Source organism: Anaerolineae bacterium (assembly GCA_011176535.1).
GTDB lineage: Bacteria > Chloroflexota > Anaerolineae > Anaerolineales > DRMV01 > DUEP01.
This window is the reverse complement of record DUEP01000124.1, coordinates 1-16,553: the sequence shown is the minus strand read 5'-3', so window position 1 is coordinate 16,553 and position 16,553 is coordinate 1. Positions and strand designations below refer to the sequence as shown.

The window sequence follows — 16,553 nt, the reverse complement described above, 5'->3', positions numbered from 1 at the left end:
CCGCCCAACCCGGCTGCGCTGGACCCGGCCGCCCTGCCCCGGCTTTGGCTGGGCGGCGCGTTGGGTGCGGCGCTGGCCCTGCTCCTGCTGGCCCTTTATCGCTGGGCGAGGCAGGGGCCAGGGGGCGGCGCGTAGGGGCCCGGATTGGACCTGCCGTCACATTCGCCCCAGCGCCAGCGTACCGCTCACCGCCAGCAGGACCAGCCCCACGAAACTCATCAGCGGGGTGTTGAGCACGGTTGCCACCACGGCTAGGACGAGCAGCCCACCCGGTAACATCAGCGGCACACCGAAAACTTTCTCCAAATCGTAGAACACCAGGCTCAGGCCGACCAGCCCCAGGGCTTGGAGGGCATGGGCGAGGAAGGTGGTCAAAGGGAACACTGTCAGCACGCCGCTCAGGATGAGGACGACCCCCACTGCACCCCAGCGCGCCGCACGCTGCTGTTGATATAGACAGAGCGTGCCGATACCCAGACCGACCAGGGTTAACCCCCATACCCCCCCCGACCAGGAGGGGATTCCCTCAGAGCTTATCACAAGGGATCCTATGAGGATTACGGCGTAGACCACCATTAACCCCAGGGGGAAGCCCAGGGCTTTGCGGCATGTTGCTAGGCGTGGATGTCTAGAGGAAAGGGCGGTTTTTTTCATGGAGTTCGACTTCTCCTCACGAAAGGTATGCGGTGTGGGCGGCCGTCACCCACACCGCAGCCGTGCTGCCCGTCCCGGCGAGAGGCGGTCAGGCGCGCAAAGGCGGCCAGACTACTTCTCTGCCATGGCGAACAATTCTTTCTCTAACTCGACCACCTCGTCCCAGCGGCCTTCGGCCTTGAGTTTCTCCATACGGGCCAGGTACATATCCTCGGAGGACATCTTCAGCAGGTCGCCGGGCTTGACCCCCACATTGCGGGCGCCGCGCTTGAAGGCCCAGACCACCATGTAGAGCCAGAAGGCCAGGTATAGGGCGTAGATCAACACTTGGAGGGTGGGGCTTTGTGGGGCGATCAAGGCGGGTATGAAGGTGGTGGGGGCATAGTGGCCGCTGGCCATCAAACCGTCCCAGAAATCCCGGGCCAGGGTGTAGGGCAGATACCCCAGGTAGAAGAAGGGCCAGATGAGCAGACCGGTGATGTAGAGCAGCCCGGTGCGGCCATAGTTGCGGAACTCACAGCCGATCATGAAGATGGTGCCCAGGCCCAGCAACAGCCCGCCGAAGATGTCCATAGAAAGGGTGGTGTTCTCCCGGATGGAGGTGCCCACACGGTGGAATTCGGTACCTAAGGGACCGACGTATTTGGCTGCAAAGGCCTCGGTGGCCCAGTGATGGCCTTCCATGACGCCGAAGAAGGCGAAGGCGATGAACATTACCAGCCCGGTGAGGAAGATGTGCAGGCTCAGCGCCGCAAAGGGCTGGTAAGAGATGAACACCGTGCGCAGGGAGTAGGGAATGCGCCAGCGGAGGGCGGCCGCCTTTTCGCCTTGCTCGGCCTCGCGGCCCAACTCGGGGTTGATCAGGCCGCATTCGGTACCGAAGCCGGTCTTGGCCACCGCCACACCCAGCAAAGCGCCCACGATGAGCAGCATGATGATGTTGGGCAGGTTCCGGGCCGAAAGCATGGAGCCGTAGATTTTGGTTTTCTCGAACGGCACGCCAAACACACGCACGGCGTAATCGTTGCCAGCCACGATGTTGTAGGCGATAAGGGCCATGATGACCAGGAGGATGGCATACAAGGCATAGCGGATGGCCTTCGACTCCTTTACCTTGTCGCTACCGGGGAGCCCATCTACCCATCCTTGCTTGGCTGCTTCCAGGGTGAACCACAAGGTCTCCTGGCTCTTGAAGTATTGAGAAAGGTTGAGGTTACGCAAAATGACGAAGCCGATGAGGGCGCCGATCGTGGCCGAGAGCATCACCACCCAACTCTTGAAGTTCATGGCGGGGAAACCACCCAGCAGGTGGTGCAAGGTGCACCCTCCGGCCACGCGGGTGCCCATGGCGAAGAGGAAAGCCCCCAGAGCCACGAACAGCAGGATCTTCTTGGGGTATTTCACCCAGGCGCGCGTCTCACCCTCCAGCCAAGCCAACACCAGCGCGGCGATCATCGCCCCGATGATCACCCACTGGATGGCCGGCTGGTAGTCGGGTTTGGTGGCGATCAGGCTTCCCCCGAAGAGGGTGCTTTCCACCCCGGCCAGCATGCGGGCCATCCCGCTGGTCACGCCGATAAACTTGTGCTTGGGATGACCCAGGGGAAGGAAGAGAAAATTGATGATTTCTGCCAAGGCCGTCAGGACCCCAGCGGTCCACCAGGGCCATTGGCGTTTAATCCACGCCACACCGGCATAGCCGTTTTGGAACTTGGTCATACGAACTCCTCCTTGGCGTAAAGATGCATGAACCTTCCAAAACATCTTCCTTGCGAAAGGGACGGGAGGCACGGCAGCATCATTGTAGGAAAAAAGGCGGATTTACCGTTAGACCCAATCGTTTAGATGGGGTATAATCGAAACTTATAGCTGGGCCTGTGCATTCGAACCGTGGACGGAGGCTTCATGTCCCCCTCGCTGTTGCTCCCTTCGTGGTTGAAGCTCTTCCTGGCTGTGGTGGAACAGGGCAGTTTCAACAAGGCTGCCGAGATGCTGCTTTTATCCCAGCCGGCGGTAAGCCAGAAAATTCGCCAGTTGGAGGGAGGCCTGGGGGTGCGTCTGTTCCATCGCTCGCCGGAGGGGGTGCGGTTGACCCCGGCAGGTCAGGTGCTCTTGCGCTATGCGCAGGCCGTACGCTGGCTGTTGTTGGCCGCCGAGCGACAGGTCACCGCGGCCGAGCCGCCGGGAGAACTGCGTCTGGCCTTAGGGGCCACCCCCGGCATCTCCACCTATTGCCTGCCCGCCTGGCTCCATCGCTTTCACCAACGGCACCCACATGTTTTGGTTCACCTTCGCACGGCCATCACCCCCCGCCTGGTGGAACAGGTGGCCCGCCATGCGCTCCCCCTGGCCCTCATCGAGGGCGAGTTGCCCGGCGAGACTGAGGTGGCTTACGAGGTGCTGCGCGAGACCCGTTTCGTCATCGTCACCCCGGCGCGGGAACCCTGGCTGGGGCAGCAGCGCCTCCCGTTGCAGGCCCTGGACGGACAGCCCTTCGTCGCCCGCACGCAGGAATCCCAAACCCGCCGCTGGCTGGACCGTCTGTTGCGCCAGGCCAGAGTGCGCCCCCGCATCGTCGCCGAACTGGATTCGCCCGAAGCCATCAAGGAAGCCGTGGCTCAGGGAATGGGGATTACCTTGCTCCCCGTTTGTGCCCTCTCTCCGGAGGAGACCCAGGAACTGCACCTCATCGAGGTCGATGGGGAAGTGCCCAGGCGTTACCTCAAAGCCATCTGGGCCAAGGATGTGCCGTTGCATCCTCTGGCTCTGGCCTTCCTGGAGTCGCTGCAAGAAGAGTTCCCGATTTTGCAACGGGTAGTGCAGCAAACCCGCCACTCCGAGTGGCAGGTGTTGTACGAATTGCTGACCCAGAATACCCCTTTTTCTGGAGCGCGCGAATGACTTTTGCCGTGAATCTCCCCCACTACCTCATCGTGGGCCTGGGCAACCCGGGCCGTCAATATGCGCGCAACCGGCACAATGTGGGCTTTCTGGTGGTTTCCCGTTTGGCCGAGCGGCTGGGAGCTCCCTTTGGCCGGATGCAGCACAAGGCGCTCATTGCCCAGGGCCGCCATGAAAGGCGACGCCTCATCCTGGCCAAGCCGCAAACCTTTATGAATCTCGCCGGCCAGGCCGTGGCCCCCTTGCTTCGCTTTTACAAAATCCCTCTCGACCACCTGCTGGTGGTGTACGATGACCTGGACCTGCCCCCTTTCACCCTGCGCCTGCGGCCCAAGGGCGGTCACGGCGGCCATAAGGGAATGCGCGACATCATCCAGCGGCTGGGAAGCCAGGAGTTCCCCCGTCTGCGGGTGGGCATCGGTCGCCCGCCGGGGCGCATGGACGCCGCCGATTATGTGTTGCAGGACTTCTCGCCCGCCGAACAAGAGACCTTAGCCATGGTGCTGGATCGGGCCGTTGAGGGTATCTTGCTCTGGATCTCCGAGGGCCTGCCCGCGGCCATGAATTTCATCAACCGCCCGGAAGAGACGCCGTGACCCCTGAGGAGGACTTTTCATGGTGCATATCGTCACCGACACCACCTCTTGTCTGCCCCCCGAAGTGGCCGAGCAGTATGATATCCCGGTGATCCCACAGGTCATCCATCTGGGGGAGGAAACTTACGCAGAAGGCCGCGACCTGACCCTGGAGCAGTTCCTGGATTACCTGGTCTCCCATCGGGGCCTGCCCAAGACCTCCGCCCCGCCGCCCGCTTGGTTTGTACCCGTCTTCCAGCGCCTGACCGCCACCGGGGAGCCCGTCCTGTGCATTCACCCTTCCACCGACCTCAGCGGCACGGTGCGCTCGGCCACCGTGGCGGCTCAGGATTTTCCCGATGCCGACATCCGGGTGCTGGACACCCGGCTTATCGCCGTGTCCCTGGGCAAAGTGGTGGAGTTGGCGGCTCAATGGGCCGCGCAGGGGATGGACGCCGACACCCTCGAGCAACGGGTGATGGACATGGCCCGCCGCAACCGGCTGTACTTCGTGGTGGATACGCTGGATTACTTGGCCCAAGGCGGGCGCATCGGTAAAGCGGCGCACCTGTTGGGCACGGCCTTGCGCATCAAGCCCATCTTGGCCCTGGAAGACGGGGTCATTGTGGCGCATCACAAAGAACGTACCCTGCGCCGTGCCCTGGACTACCTGACCCGTACCGTGGTGGCCGAATACCCGCGCCAGGGGGAAGGACACCTACAGGTGATGCACGCAGCCGTGCCCGAACGGGCGCAGGCTCTGGCCGAACGCCTGGCCGCCGAACTGGGGTTGGAGGAAGTGCCCATCGCCCCCCTGCCGCCGGCCATCATTACCCATGCCGGGCCGGGGGCGCTGGCGGTGAGTTTCTTCCGCGACGCGGCCTAGCCGCCTGAGCGAGTGGGCTTTCCGCTTCGAGCGCAACCATGCTTGGCCATTTGCTGACCACGCTGCGTCAACATGCAGCTTTGGAGCGCATCGCCGCGGCTTTGCAGGCCGGGCAGCCTTTGCCCGCCCCTCAACCCATAGCCGGGGAGCCGCCCCATCTGCTGTTGCCTGAAGCGGCGCGTTTGCCCATAGCCCTGGTCCTGCACGCCCGCTTGCAGGTTCCCGTGGTGCTGGTGGTGGACCGCGCGGATCACGCCCTGGCGCTGCTGAGGGCGGCGCGGTTGTGGGCGCCCCAAGCGCCGACTTTCCTCTTCCTCGACCCTTCTCATCTGTTCTACGAGGAGGCTCCCTGGGACGATCGCACGCGCCATGAGCGTTTGCAGGTGTTGCGTACCCTGGCGGCTTCGATGTTGCCCGGCCCCAAGCCGCCCGCGCCTTTCGTCATCGCCCCGGCGCGAGCGCTCATGTGGCGCACGCTGCCGCGGCGCCTTTTCCTCAAGCACACGCTGCGCCTCAAGGCAGGTGCGGCCCTCTCGCCCGTGGCCCTGGCCCGCCGCGCCGTGCAGTTGGGCTACCAAGCTGTGGATACGGTGGTGGCGCCTGGCCAGTTCGCCCATCGTGGCGGCATCGTGGACCTCTGGCCGCCCGGCGCGCCCCAGCCGGTGCGGGCCGACTTCTTCGGCGATGAGGTGGATACCCTGCGGGCCTTCGACCCGGCCACCCAGCGCAGCACCCAGCCGTTGGAGGTGGTGCTGGTCACCCCGGCGCGGGAATTTGTAGGGGCGACCCGGCGGGTCGCCCCTACGGGGGATGGGGAAACGGAACCCACCGAGGCCCTCATCCCCACGCTGCACCCCGACGCCACCACGCTGTTGGGCTACCTGCCGCCCAGGGCGCTGGTGCTGGTGGACGATTGGGAGGCTTTCCGCGATACGGTGGCCGCCCAGGAGGAGCAGGCCGTGCGCCTGGCGCCGTCGCCCGACGCGCCCCGGCCCTACGCCACCTGGGACGAGTTGTGCGAGGCCCTGCCCCCGGCCCGAACGCTGGCTTTGGGCCCTACGACCATCACCCCCCCGCCCGAGGCGCTGGCCCGTCGCTTTGCCCCTCTGCCGCGCTTTGGCGGTCAACTGAGCGCCTTCGTGCAGCATCTGCGTGCTTTGGTGGCCCAGGGGCAGCGGGTGGTGGTGGTCTCGCGTCAGGCCGGGCGGTTGAAGGAGTTGTGGGGAGAAGGTACAAAGAGGGACGGAGGCGCAGAGGGCGCGGAGGATTGGGACGCGCTGCCCCCCTTTCCCAGAGGGAGAGGGGTTGGGGGTGAGGGCCTTGGGGCGGCACCGCCCTCTGAGGGCCCGGTCTCTGGCCCTAAATCCGGTCAGGCCGCACCGGAGGACACGGCACCTTCCCCAAGGGCCGAGATGCAAACCCTGGGGTCCGGCACGGTCGTCTTCGTGTCCGGTAGTCTGCCTGAGGGGTTCCGGTTCGTGCCCGGCGGGACGGCGTCCCCCTGGAACCTGTTCACCGACGGCGAGATCTTTGGCTGGCGTCCCCCGCGCCCCCGACGACGCGCTTTGCCTAAGGCCGAGGCGCCCGAAGCCGCCTACGCCGACCTCAAGCCCAGCGACTGGGTGGTGCATGTGGACTTCGGCATCGGGCGCTACGCCGGGCTGGTGCGCCGCACCCTGGAAGGCCAGGAGCGGGAGTACCTGCTGGTGGAGTACGCCGAGGGGGACCAACTGTTCGTGCCCGTGCACCAGGCCGACCGGCTGACCAAGTACATTGGCCCGGACGAGCGCCCGCCCACGCCCACCCGCTTAGGCACCGGCGAGTGGCAAACTGTCAAGGCCCGTGTGCGCCGCGCCGTGGAGCAGGTGGCCCGCGATTTGCTCGACCTCTATGCCCGCCGGCAGGTGGCCCAGGGCCACGCTTTCGGCCCCGATACGGACTGGCAGCGCGAACTGGAGGCCAGTTTCCCTTACGAGGAGACCGAGGACCAGGCCCGCGCCATCGCCGAGGTCAAGCGCGACATGGAAAGCCCCCGGCCCATGGACCGGCTCATCTGCGGCGATGTGGGCTATGGCAAAACCGAGGTGGCCCTGCGCGCGGCCTTCAAGGCCGTGATGGACGGCAAGCAGGTGGCCGTGCTGGTGCCCACCACGGTGCTGGCTCAGCAGCACTACCACACCTTCCGCCGTCGTCTGGCCGCCTTCCCGGTGGAGGTGGAGATGCTCTCCCGCTTTCGCACCGAGGCCGAGCAGCGGGATATCCTCTTCCGGCTGGCCAATGGGGCCATCGACATCATCATCGGCACCCACCGGCTGCTTTCCCCCGATGTGCAGTTCAAGGACCTGGGGCTGCTCATCATCGATGAGGAACAACGCTTTGGCGTGACTCACAAGGAGCACTTCAAGCGGCTCCGAACCTCGGTGGATGTGCTGACCCTGACGGCTACGCCCATCCCCCGGACGCTGTACATGGCCCTGACCGGGGTGCGGGATATCTCCATCATCAACACGCCCCCGCAAGATCGCTTGCCTGTGATCACCCATGTGGGGCCCTACGACCCCGATGTGGTGCGGCAGGCTATTTTGCGCGAACTGGACCGCGGCGGGCAGGTGTTTTTCGTGCACAACCGCGTGCAGACCATCCAAGCCATGCGCCGCCACCTGGAGCGCTTGGTGCCCGAAGCACGCATTGCCGTAGCCCACGGACAGATGCCCGAACGCCAACTGGCCGAGGTCATGGAGCGTTTCGCCGCCGGAGAGGTGGATGTGCTGCTGAGCACCACCATCATCGAGTCGGGGTTGGACTTCCCTAACGCGAACACGCTCATCGTGGACCGAGCCGACACTTTCGGCTTAGCGCAACTCTATCAGTTGCGGGGCCGGGTGGGGCGCGGCGTGGTGCAGGCGTACGCCTATTTCTTCCGCCACCGCCGCAAGCCGCCCACCCCCGAAGGCCGCCAGCGGTTGCAGGTGCTGGCCGAGTACAGCCAACTGGGCGCCGGGTTGAGCATCGCCATGCGGGATTTGGAGATCCGCGGCGCCGGGGAACTGTTGGGCACCCGGCAACACGGTCACATGGCGGCGGTGGGCTTTCACCTGTACACCCGCCTGCTGGCCGAGGCGGTGCGCCGCCTGCGGAAGGAGCAGGGCCTGCCCCCCGACCCGGCGGCCGAGGCCCTGGCCTACCGCCCCACGGTGAGCGTGGAACTGCCCCTGGCCGTGGGCATCCCGGGTGCGTACATCCCGGACCAGTGGATGCGCCTGGCCTTCTACCGGCGGCTGGCCGAACTACGCACGCTGAACGAGGTGGAGGCTTTGGCCCAGGAGTTGCGGGACCGTTTCGGGCCGTTGTCCGAGATGGTGGAGAACCTGCTCTACCAGGTGCGGGTGCGGATTTTGGCCGAGAAGGCGGGGCTGGCCTCGGTGGGCGGCGAGGCGGGGCAGATCGTGCTGCGTTACCCCCGACCCGCAGGCGAAAAGGGCCTCTCACGCCCGGCCAGGGCGCTCCGCCCGTTGCCGCCGCCGGTACGCACAGGCCGCTGGGCCTACTGGCTGCCCTATGAGGATAACCCCCACTGGCAGGAGGATTTGCTTCGGGCGTTGGAGGCGTTGCAGAGGATGTCCTGAGGCCCGGATGCCTGGGGCAGGTGCCCCAGTATCAGGTGTCCGGCACCGGGCCTTTTGGGCTTTTGAGCGGGGCTTTTTAGCGGGCGAGGGCGCGGTAAAGTTGCGCATAAGCCCGGGCGGAGGCCTGCCAGGAGAAATCGCGGCGCATTCCCCGGCGTTGCAGGGCCCGCCAGCGGCGCGGGTCGGCGAACACGGCGAAGGCCCGCCGAAGGGCGAAAGCCAGGGATTTGGCCGTGGCCTCGGGGAAGAGGAACCCCGTGCTGCGCCGCGGTGCCAGGTCGTAGTCCAGCACCGTGTCGGCCAGGCCGCCGGTCTCGTGGGCCACGGGCACGCAGCCGTAGCGCATGGCCATCATTTGCACCAGGCCGCACGGTTCGTACCGTGAGGGGATGAGCAGCATGTCCGCGCCGGCGTAGATGCGCCGCGCCAGGCCGGGGTTGTAGCCCAGGATCACCTTCACCCGTTCCGGGTAGCGCTTGTCCAGGGCCTGCCACGCGGTGGCGATCTCTTCGTCGCCCGCGCCCAGCAGCACGGCCTGCCAGGGGTACGCTTCCAGCCGAGACAGGGCCGCGGGAAGGAGGTCCATGCCCTTCTGTTCGGTCAGGCGGCTGACTGCCCCCAGGATGGGAACCCGCCCCGCAGGATGGGGAAGCCCCACTTCGTCCCGCAAGGCCTGGCGGTTCTCCTCTCGGGGGGACAGATCCTCCGGGCTGAAGGGGTGCGGGACCTCGGGGTCTTGGGCCGGGTCCCAGGAGGTGGTGTCTAGCCCGTTGAGGATGCCCGTCAACCGGTCGGCGCGGGCGCGGAGGAAGGCTTCCAGGCCGCAGCCGTGTTCCGGGGTGAGGATTTCGCGGGCGTAGGTGGGGGAGACGGTGGTGATGGCGTCGGCCGCCCACAGGCCCAGCGGGAGAGGAAGCACGCGGGCCCACTCCGGCAGGCCGCTGTCGTCCGGCGCGGGGGGCAGGCCAAAGGCCTGCAACGCCGGGCCAGCCCCCTGGCCCATGTAGGGCAGGTTGTGCACGGTGAGCACGGTGCGGGTATGCGCCCAGAAGGGGGCGTGCTCCCGGCGCAGGGCCACGGCATAGACGGCGGGCGCGGTGTGCCAGTCGTGGGCGTGGAGCACATCGGGCATCCACCCCAGCGTGCGGGCCAGTTCCAGCGCGGCCAGGGAGAAGTAGGCGTATTTAGGCCCGTCCTGGGAAGGGTGGGCGGCGTACACGCTGCTTTCCAGCAGGATGGGCGCGCCGCTGATGAAATACACAGGGAGGTCCCAGGCGGTGGTGTAGGCTTCGGCGAGGATGGGCCCGTTGCGATGGGGGACGGTGAAGGCGGCCACGGGCTCCAGCGGGAAGCGTTCCCGGTCCAGATGGTCGTGCAGGGGGAGCACCAGCCGGATGTCCCAATCCGGCTCCAGGGCCTGGAGAGCGCGGGGCAGGGAACCGACCACATCGCCTAATCCACCTACTTTGAAGAAGGGCACGGCTTCGGCGGCGAGAAACATCACACGCATGGGGATAAACCTCCTGGTTGAGGAAGAGAGGGTTATGCTTTGTGGCGGTTTCGCCGCCCAAAAGCATAACTTCTTCTTTCCGGCTGTCCGCTTCTAAAGGACGCGGCAGGGACCGGCCCGGTTAGGCCCTGCTCGGTCGGGGAGGACGGGACAGCGTGGGCCAGCCCGGCGGCGCGACCGGTCGGCAATCGGCCTCTTGAGCCCGTCGGGCGGCGTACCGGGCCAGGGGTTCGCCGGTCTGAGGGTGGCGCAGGTCGGGCAGGATTTCGCTCAGCGGGATGGCGATGTGGGCGTATTGCCATACTTCGGGGTCGAGCACTTCGCTGGCATACACCACCAGATCGATATCGATGGGCCGAGGGGCGAATTTGTCGCCCGTGCGTACGCGGCCCAGTTGGGCTTCGATGGGCCGCAGCAAGCGGCGCTTGAGGGCGTCGGGGGGCAGGCTGGTCAGAATGCCCACGGCCGCGTTGTAGAAGAGCGGGCCGTCGGTACCCACGGGAGGGGTTTCCCAGACCCGGGAGACGGCGAACACCTGCGCCCGCTGGCGCAGCAGGTCCAGCGCCTGGGACAGGTGAACCTCGGGGCGGATGTTGCTCCCCAAGAGCAGGTAGGCGGGGATTTCAAGGGGTGCGCTGGCGTTCAATTTCCACTCCCACCGAATCGCTGAAGCGCACGGCGCCGGGCTTTTCCACCCGCACCCGCACCCGCTCCACCCCGGGTTCTTCCAGGCAGAGGCGGGCGATGTCGGCGGCCAGGGCCTCCACGGTGAAGCGGGCCGCGCTTTCGGCGTGGGCCAGTACCTTCTTGGCGATGGTGCGGTAGTTCACGCTGTGGGTCAGGTCATCGCTTTCGCCGGCCCACCGCAGGTCGGCAAACAGTTCGATGTTGATGAGGATTTCCTGCTGGACCTTGCGTTCCCAGTCGTTGACCCCGATGATGCCTCGGGCGCGCAGGTTGCGGATGAAAATTTTGTCCATCGCGGGCATGGGGGAACCTCCCAGGGGGACTCGGTTTGGGTCTATTGTAACAAGAAACCTGGTGGGGGTATAATGGGGCCATGCCCTGAAAGGAAAGCAAAGCTTGCCCTTTCGGTGTTTTTGTTGTAAAATAATGAACGAATTCATAAAAATTCCCCTTGGATTTCAAGGAGTCACGATGTCGCTACGGACACGCACGGCCACGCAAGATGTGTCGTTGGATCAATTGGCCACGGGTGAGCAGGCTCGCGTGAGGGATGTTCAAGGAGGTCGAACCCTGCGCACCCGTTTGGCTACTTTTGGTTTTGTGCCGGGTGCTGAGGTGCATGTGTGGCACAATATGGGCGTAGGGCCGATCATCGTTCAAGTTCATGGCACGCGCGTGGCGCTGGGCCGGGGCGAGGCGGCGCGGATTTTCGTGGAGGTGATCAATGGACGTCGAAGCCATGAAGACGGTGAGCCTGAACGCGCTGCCTGATGAGGAGCGGGCCACCCGGCCCCTGGTGTTGGCGCTGGCTGGCCAGCCGAATGTGGGGAAATCCACGGTTTTCAATGTGCTCACGGGCTTGAATCAACATGTGGGAAACTGGCCGGGGAAGACGGTCGAGCAAAAGTTCGGCTATGTGGAGTACGCCGGGCGCCGCTGGGTGGTGGTGGACTTACCCGGCACCTACAGTCTGACGGCGAATTCCGAAGAAGAGCGCATCGCCCGCGAGTATATCCTCCGGGAGAAGCCCGATGTGGTGGTCGTGGTAGTGAGTGCGGCTTCCTTGGAGTACGGACTGTATCTCCTGGCCGAGGTGTTAGGCCTGGGCCGACCGGTGGTGCTGGGGCTGAACATGGTGGATGTGGCGGAGCAGCACGGCATTGGCGTGGAGCCCCATGTGTTGGAGGCCGCCCTGGGGATCCCCGTAGTGCCCATGGTGGCGGCCAAGGGCCAGGGCGTGCGGGAACTGTTGGAGGCGGCGCTTCAGGTGGTCGAGCACCCCGAAAGGCTGCAGCCGGTGCTGCCCGAATTGGGGCCGGAGCACCGCCCCATCTGGGAGGCCATTCGCCGGGCGTTGCCTCCCTCGCTGGCCGAGGACTATCCGCTGGATTGGCTGGCGCTCAAGTTGCTGGAGGGCGATGCCGAACTGACCGCGTTCGTCCGCCAGCGGGCACCCGAGGCGTGGGAGCAGATCCACCCGTTGTTGTTGCAGCATGAGGACGCCTTCCTGGATGTGGCCTCAGCACGTTACACCTGGGTGGGGCGCATGATTCGCGCCGCGGTAGCCCAACCGCGTATGGGCGTGTTGACCCTCACCGATCGGTTGGACCGCGTGGCGGCCCACCCTTTCTGGGGGCTGCTCGTGCTGCTGGCCATCTCGGGGGCCATGTATGGTATCGTCTACGCCCTGGGCTTTCCGATGGTGGAGTGGATGACGGGCTGGATAGAACAATTGGGAGCCTGGCTAAGCGGGGCACTGGCCGGTGCTCCTGGCTGGTTTCAGGGGTTGGTGGTCGATGGTCTGGTGGCCGGTGTGGGCACGGTGCTCTCCTTCCTGCCCATCTTGGCGGTTTTCTTTGCCATATTGGCATTTATGGAGGATGTGGGCTATATGGCCCGCGCCGCCTATGTGATGGACCGTTTCATGCATTGGATGGGGTTGCATGGTCGTTCGTTCCTGCCCCTTTTCTTGGGCTTTGGCTGCAATGTGCCGGCGGTGATGGGCGCGCGCATTGTGGAAAGCCCTCGGGCGCGGCTGCTGACCATCCTGCTGGCCCCTCTGGTCCCCTGCACGGCGCGGATGGCCGTGGTGACTTTTCTGGCCCCGGCTTTTTTCGGGCGGTGGGCGGCCTTGGTGGTGTGGGGTTTGGTGGCCATCAATATGTTGGTGTTGATGAGTTTGGGCGTGCTCATCAATCGGCTGGTGTACCACGGCGAGCGAAGCGCCTTCATCATGGAGATGCCTCTCTACCACCGGCCTACCCTGCGCAATGTCTTTTTGCCTGTATGGCACCACACGGTGGCGTTCGTGCAACGGGCGGGCACGGTGATTGTCGGGGTGTCGGTGGCGGTCTGGGCGTTGTCCTACTTCCCCCACGGTGACCCTGAAACCAGTTGGCTGGCGGCGATTGGCCGTGGCTTGGCCTGGCTGGGGCACGGCCTGGGGTGGCCAGACTGGCGGCTCATGACTGCTCTGTTGAGCAGTTTTCTGGCCAAGGAGAACACCATCGCCTCTTTGGGTGTGTTGTATGGCGTAGGAGGGACTAGCCTGGCGCAGCGCGTGGCGCAGACTCTTTCGCCCGCAGGGGCGTTATCTTTTTTGGTGGTGCAAATGCTCTTCATCCCTTGCGCTGCCACGCTGAGTACCATTCGGGAGGAAGCCGGCACCCGTTGGAGCTTGCTGAGCGTGGGGTTGCTGCTCTTCCTCTCCTTTTTCGTGGGCTGGCTGGTCTATCTGGCCGCTCATGGGTTGGGATGGTGAGCGAAGTCATGTTGCGCAAATTGGTGCGTCTAGTGGAAGAAGAAAAGGTCTTGCAGGTGGATGAGCTGGCCCGGCGGCTCCACACCAGCCCCGCTTTGGTTCGCGCCATGTTGGACACCCTGGAACGCCAGGGGAGGGTGAGCCCAGTGGCTCCGACCTGCGGCCTCAACACCCCCTGCTCCACCTGTCCGCTGAAAGGAGTGTGCGGTCTGCCGTCGATCTCCCCAACCGCCAAGGTGTGGGTTCAGAAGAGCGATGGCGATGGCTGAAAACGTGCGTTGCGGACGGAACGCCAAAACGCACCGAACGCCTGTTGAAGGATGGCTGACGGGGTTCGGTGCGTTTTGAGGATGGGGCGGAGAGAGGTTTGGCCTGGGGTTTCAGAAACGGGCGGCGGGGCTGCTGGCGCGTCCTTCGGCGTAGAGCGGTTCGTACTGCGGCTCTGCGGCGGAGGTGGCGGGCGTGCTCACGCGCCGGGCGGCGCTGGAAGCGTGCATGGCCCGCTGTGCGGTGCGCGGCGTGCGTGTGGGCGTGCTGCGGACCCGGCGAGGGGCCAGGCTGGCTTCGCCCACGGTGAAGAGGCGTTCGCCCGCCACCGAGATGGTGCCGATGATCATCACGCGGATCAGCCACACCAGCACGGCGACGAAGATGGGCACCACGCGGGTGATGGTGTGGTAACTGAGCACCTGGCTCCCTTCCGGCATGTGGTTCACCAGGGCCACGCTGACGCCCCACCAGGTGAGCATGGCGTTCATCGTGGCCGCCAGCAGCCAGGCGCCGAAGAGATACCAGACTTCGATCGGCTCCTCGCGACCTTGCTCCGGCGTGAAGATGCGGGCGATCCCGGCGAAGTCGATGCCGCAAAAGGCGATGGCGAGGATGGTGGACCAACGGATGCCCAAAAAGCGCATGTCGCCCAGCAAATCCTGGAGCGCGAAGTCGGTGGTTGAATAGTTGAAGACCTCAAAGAACAGCAAGGCGGTGAGGATGAGCCCGCCAAAGAGCAGCCCCCGTTGAGCCGACACGGACATGTGGCGAAAGAAACGGCTGGACATGGCTTACCTCCTGGGTGTGGAAAGGCGAATGAGAGGTGAAAAGGCGGAGCAAGAAAGGCATCTTGAAGCGGGTTTATTTTAGAACAAATGTTCTATTTTGTCAAGGAGGAATTTGGCCGGATGGTTGACTTTTCCCCCGCTTCTCCGGTAGAATGAAAGGGCCCACAGGGGCCAGGCAGACAATCCAACGGCGCCGGGGGAGAGACCCGCTCAGGCGGGCACCGAAGGGGCAAACCGGGGCGCGCGGTCTCGGTGAATCTCTCAGGTAAAAGGACTCCGGCGTCGGACACCCTCTGGAGAGCGCGCGGGCAGCCGCGCCGCCGAAGGGGCAAACACCCATGCGGGTGTGCATCTCTCAGGCCGGTGGACAGAGGGCACCCTCCCCCTGAAAAGGGCCGTTGAGGGTGCTTTTTTGCCTGTTCGTGGTTCATCTTGTGGCTCGAGGAGGTTGTTATGGAAATCCCCCAGGAACTGAAATACACCAAAAACGACGAATGGATTCGCGCTGACGGCACGGTAGGCGTGACGGATTACGCCCAGGACCAACTGTCCGATGTGGTCTATGTGGAGTTCGTGGTTTCTGAAGGCGACGAGGTCAAGCAGGGCGATGTGATTGCCACCATCGAATCGGTCAAAGCGGCCGCCGATGTGTACGCCCCGGTCAGCGGTAAGGTGGTGGCGGTGAACGAGGCCCTGGCCGACGCGCCGGAAAAAATCAACGAAGACCCCTACGGCGAAGCCTGGCTGATCAAGTTGGAGATCGCCGACCCATCCGAGTTGGACGGTCTAATGGACGCGGCGGCTTACCAGGCCTACTGTGAGGAGCGCGAGTAGGTGTTGAGCGGAAGGCCACGCGCGGCGATGGGGGGCCGCGCGTGGATGTTTTCTGTGAGGAGGGTGTGATGTTTGTGCCCCATACCCCGGACGAGCGCAAGGCCATGCTTCGGGCCATCGGGGTCGATTCGGTGGCCGACCTGTTCTCCGATGTGCCCGAAAAGTTCCGCTTTCCCGACTTAGATTTGCCCAGGCCGCTCACGGAGTTGGAGGCAGCCCAGGAGATGCAGGGCCTGGCCGCGGCCAACGAGACCACTCGGGACCTGATCTCCTTTCTGGGCGCGGGAGCCTACAACCACTTCATCCCCGCCGTGGTGGACACCGTGCTCCGCCGCGGCGAGTTTTACACCGCCTACACGCCCTACCAGCCGGAGATCTCCCAGGGCACGCTGCAGGCCATTTTCGAGTACCAGAGCCTGATGTGCGCGCTGACCGGCATGGAGGTGTCCAACGCCTCGCATTACGACGGCGCGACCGCGGCGGCCGAGGCGGTGAACATGGCCTATCATCTCTTTCGCGGCAAACGCACCCGCGTGGTGCTTTCCCCGGCTTTGCATCCCCAGTATCGTCGGACCATCCATACCTACATGGCCGGGACGCCGTTAGAGGTGGTGGGCGAGGACCTGGACCCGGCCCAGGCCCCCGACGCTTTGCTCCCCCTGGTGGACGAAAACACCTCCCTGGTCATGGTGCAATACCCGGACTTCTTTGGCCGGATTTATGACCTGACCACCCTGGCCGAAGCCGTGCACGACCGGGGCGCGTTACTGGCCGTCTCGGTCAACCCGTTGGCCCTGGGGCTGCTCAAGCCGCCGGGCGAGATGGGGGCCGACATCGTCACCGGCGAGGGCCAGCCCCTGGGGATCCCGCTCAGTTTCGGCGGCCCTTACCTGGGCATCTTCACCACGCGCAAGAAGTACGTGCGCAAGATGGCCGGTCGGTTGGTCGGACAGACGGTGGACCATCGCGGCCAGCGGGCCTATGTGCTCACCCTCACCGCCCGCGAGCAGCACATCCGCCGGGAGAAGGCCACCTCCAACATTTGCACCAACCAGGGCCTG

15 protein-coding genes and 1 riboswitch are annotated in these 16,553 nt (G+C 64.9%); of the genes, 9 read left to right on the top strand and 6 right to left on the bottom strand.

Annotated features, from left to right (window positions below):
* Positions 1–156: 156 nt before the first annotated feature.
* Complete coding sequence (locus G4O04_10600; GenBank protein ID HEY58959.1) at positions 157–540, bottom strand: hypothetical protein; 384 nt, start codon at positions 538–540, stop codon at positions 157–159.
* A gap of 225 nt (positions 541–765) precedes the next feature.
* Positions 766–2,373 carry a YeeE/YedE family protein gene (locus tag G4O04_10595; GenBank protein HEY58958.1) on the bottom strand — a complete coding sequence of 536 codons (1,608 nt, stop codon included), beginning with the start codon at positions 2,371–2,373 and terminating at the stop codon, positions 766–768.
* A gap of 186 nt (positions 2,374–2,559) precedes the next feature.
* Here G4O04_10595 and G4O04_10590 point away from each other — a divergent pair, with 186 nt between their 5' ends.
* Genes G4O04_10590 through mfd form a run of 4 tightly spaced genes read left to right on the top strand, consistent with a single transcriptional unit; the run spans position 2,560 to position 8,642 of the window.
* Complete coding sequence (locus G4O04_10590) at positions 2,560–3,555, top strand: LysR family transcriptional regulator (protein ID HEY58957.1); 996 nt, start codon at positions 2,560–2,562, stop codon at positions 3,553–3,555.
* On the top strand, positions 3,552–4,151 hold the full coding sequence (locus G4O04_10585) for an aminoacyl-tRNA hydrolase (protein HEY58956.1): 600 nt from the start codon (positions 3,552–3,554) through the stop codon (positions 4,149–4,151). The genes G4O04_10590 and G4O04_10585 overlap by 4 nt, the downstream gene beginning before the upstream one ends.
* A gap of 19 nt (positions 4,152–4,170) precedes the next feature.
* The gene (locus tag G4O04_10580; GenBank protein ID HEY58955.1) at positions 4,171–5,016 is read left to right on the top strand and encodes a DegV family protein; all 846 of its coding nucleotides are present in this window, start codon (positions 4,171–4,173) and stop codon (positions 5,014–5,016) included.
* 38 nt (positions 5,017–5,054) lie between these two features.
* Positions 5,055–8,642 (top strand): transcription-repair coupling factor, encoded by a 3,588-nt coding sequence (mfd, locus tag G4O04_10575; protein ID HEY58954.1) that lies wholly within the window; start codon positions 5,055–5,057, stop codon positions 8,640–8,642.
* A 76-nt stretch (positions 8,643–8,718) separates the two neighbouring features.
* On the opposite strand, the gene G4O04_10570 is transcribed toward mfd, so the two are convergent.
* From G4O04_10570 to folB, 3 genes are all read right to left on the bottom strand, one after another.
* A complete protein-coding gene (locus G4O04_10570; protein ID HEY58953.1) occupies positions 8,719–10,152 on the bottom strand; it encodes a glycogen synthase in 1,434 nt (477 codons plus the stop codon).
* Between the two features lie 121 nt (positions 10,153–10,273).
* Positions 10,274–10,798 carry a 2-amino-4-hydroxy-6-hydroxymethyldihydropteridine diphosphokinase gene (gene folK / locus G4O04_10565; GenBank protein HEY58952.1) on the bottom strand — a complete coding sequence of 175 codons (525 nt, stop codon included), beginning with the start codon at positions 10,796–10,798 and terminating at the stop codon, positions 10,274–10,276.
* Positions 10,776–11,132 (bottom strand): dihydroneopterin aldolase, encoded by a 357-nt coding sequence (gene folB, locus G4O04_10560; protein ID HEY58951.1) that lies wholly within the window; start codon positions 11,130–11,132, stop codon positions 10,776–10,778. The genes folK and folB overlap by 23 nt, the downstream gene beginning before the upstream one ends.
* A gap of 178 nt (positions 11,133–11,310) precedes the next feature.
* On the opposite strand from folB, the gene G4O04_10555 reads away from it, so the two are divergent.
* Genes G4O04_10555 through G4O04_10545 form a run of 3 tightly spaced genes read left to right on the top strand, consistent with a single transcriptional unit; the run spans position 11,311 to position 13,869 of the window.
* Positions 11,311–11,610 carry a ferrous iron transport protein A gene (locus G4O04_10555; GenBank protein ID HEY58950.1) on the top strand — a complete coding sequence of 100 codons (300 nt, stop codon included), beginning with the start codon at positions 11,311–11,313 and terminating at the stop codon, positions 11,608–11,610.
* On the top strand, positions 11,564–13,600 hold the full coding sequence (gene feoB / locus G4O04_10550) for a ferrous iron transport protein B (protein ID HEY58949.1): 2,037 nt from the start codon (positions 11,564–11,566) through the stop codon (positions 13,598–13,600). The genes G4O04_10555 and feoB overlap by 47 nt, the downstream gene beginning before the upstream one ends.
* Before the next feature lie 8 nt (positions 13,601–13,608).
* A complete protein-coding gene (locus tag G4O04_10545) occupies positions 13,609–13,869 on the top strand; it encodes a DNA-binding protein (GenBank protein ID HEY58948.1) in 261 nt (86 codons plus the stop codon).
* Between the two features lie 111 nt (positions 13,870–13,980).
* On the opposite strand, the gene G4O04_10540 is transcribed toward G4O04_10545, so the two are convergent.
* The gene (locus G4O04_10540) at positions 13,981–14,658 is read right to left on the bottom strand and encodes a hypothetical protein (protein ID HEY58947.1); all 678 of its coding nucleotides are present in this window, start codon (positions 14,656–14,658) and stop codon (positions 13,981–13,983) included.
* A 186-nt stretch (positions 14,659–14,844) separates the two neighbouring features.
* A riboswitch (glycine riboswitch) is annotated at positions 14,845–14,945 on the top strand.
* Between the two features lie 166 nt (positions 14,946–15,111).
* On the opposite strand from G4O04_10540, the gene gcvH reads away from it, so the two are divergent.
* A complete protein-coding gene (gene gcvH, locus G4O04_10535; protein HEY58946.1) occupies positions 15,112–15,492 on the top strand; it encodes a glycine cleavage system protein GcvH in 381 nt (126 codons plus the stop codon).
* Between the two features lie 68 nt (positions 15,493–15,560).
* The coding region (locus G4O04_10530) for an aminomethyl-transferring glycine dehydrogenase subunit GcvPA (protein HEY58945.1) at positions 15,561–16,553 on the top strand (993 nt) is incomplete at its 3' end.

Bases quoted from the DNA above. Each gene is read 5' to 3' on its own strand.
- gcvH (HEY58946.1), top strand. From the start codon at position 15,112: ATGGAAATCCCCCAGGAACTGAAATACACCAAAAACGACGAATGGATT.
- G4O04_10555 (HEY58950.1), top strand. From the start codon at position 11,311: ATGTCGCTACGGACACGCACGGCCACGCAAGATGTGTCGTTGGATCAA.
- G4O04_10570 (HEY58953.1), bottom strand. From the start codon at position 10,152: ATGCGTGTGATGTTTCTCGCCGCCGAAGCCGTGCCCTTCTTCAAAGTA.
- feoB (HEY58949.1), top strand. From the start codon at position 11,564: ATGGACGTCGAAGCCATGAAGACGGTGAGCCTGAACGCGCTGCCTGAT.
- folB (HEY58951.1), bottom strand. From the start codon at position 11,132: ATGGACAAAATTTTCATCCGCAACCTGCGCGCCCGAGGCATCATCGGG.
- G4O04_10595 (HEY58958.1), bottom strand. From the start codon at position 2,373: ATGACCAAGTTCCAAAACGGCTATGCCGGTGTGGCGTGGATTAAACGC.
- mfd (HEY58954.1), top strand. From the start codon at position 5,055: ATGCTTGGCCATTTGCTGACCACGCTGCGTCAACATGCAGCTTTGGAG.
- G4O04_10545 (HEY58948.1), top strand. From the start codon at position 13,609: ATGTTGCGCAAATTGGTGCGTCTAGTGGAAGAAGAAAAGGTCTTGCAG.
- G4O04_10590 (HEY58957.1), top strand. From the start codon at position 2,560: ATGTCCCCCTCGCTGTTGCTCCCTTCGTGGTTGAAGCTCTTCCTGGCT.
- G4O04_10540 (HEY58947.1), bottom strand. From the start codon at position 14,658: ATGTCCAGCCGTTTCTTTCGCCACATGTCCGTGTCGGCTCAACGGGGG.
- G4O04_10585 (HEY58956.1), top strand. From the start codon at position 3,552: ATGACTTTTGCCGTGAATCTCCCCCACTACCTCATCGTGGGCCTGGGC.
- G4O04_10580 (HEY58955.1), top strand. From the start codon at position 4,171: ATGGTGCATATCGTCACCGACACCACCTCTTGTCTGCCCCCCGAAGTG.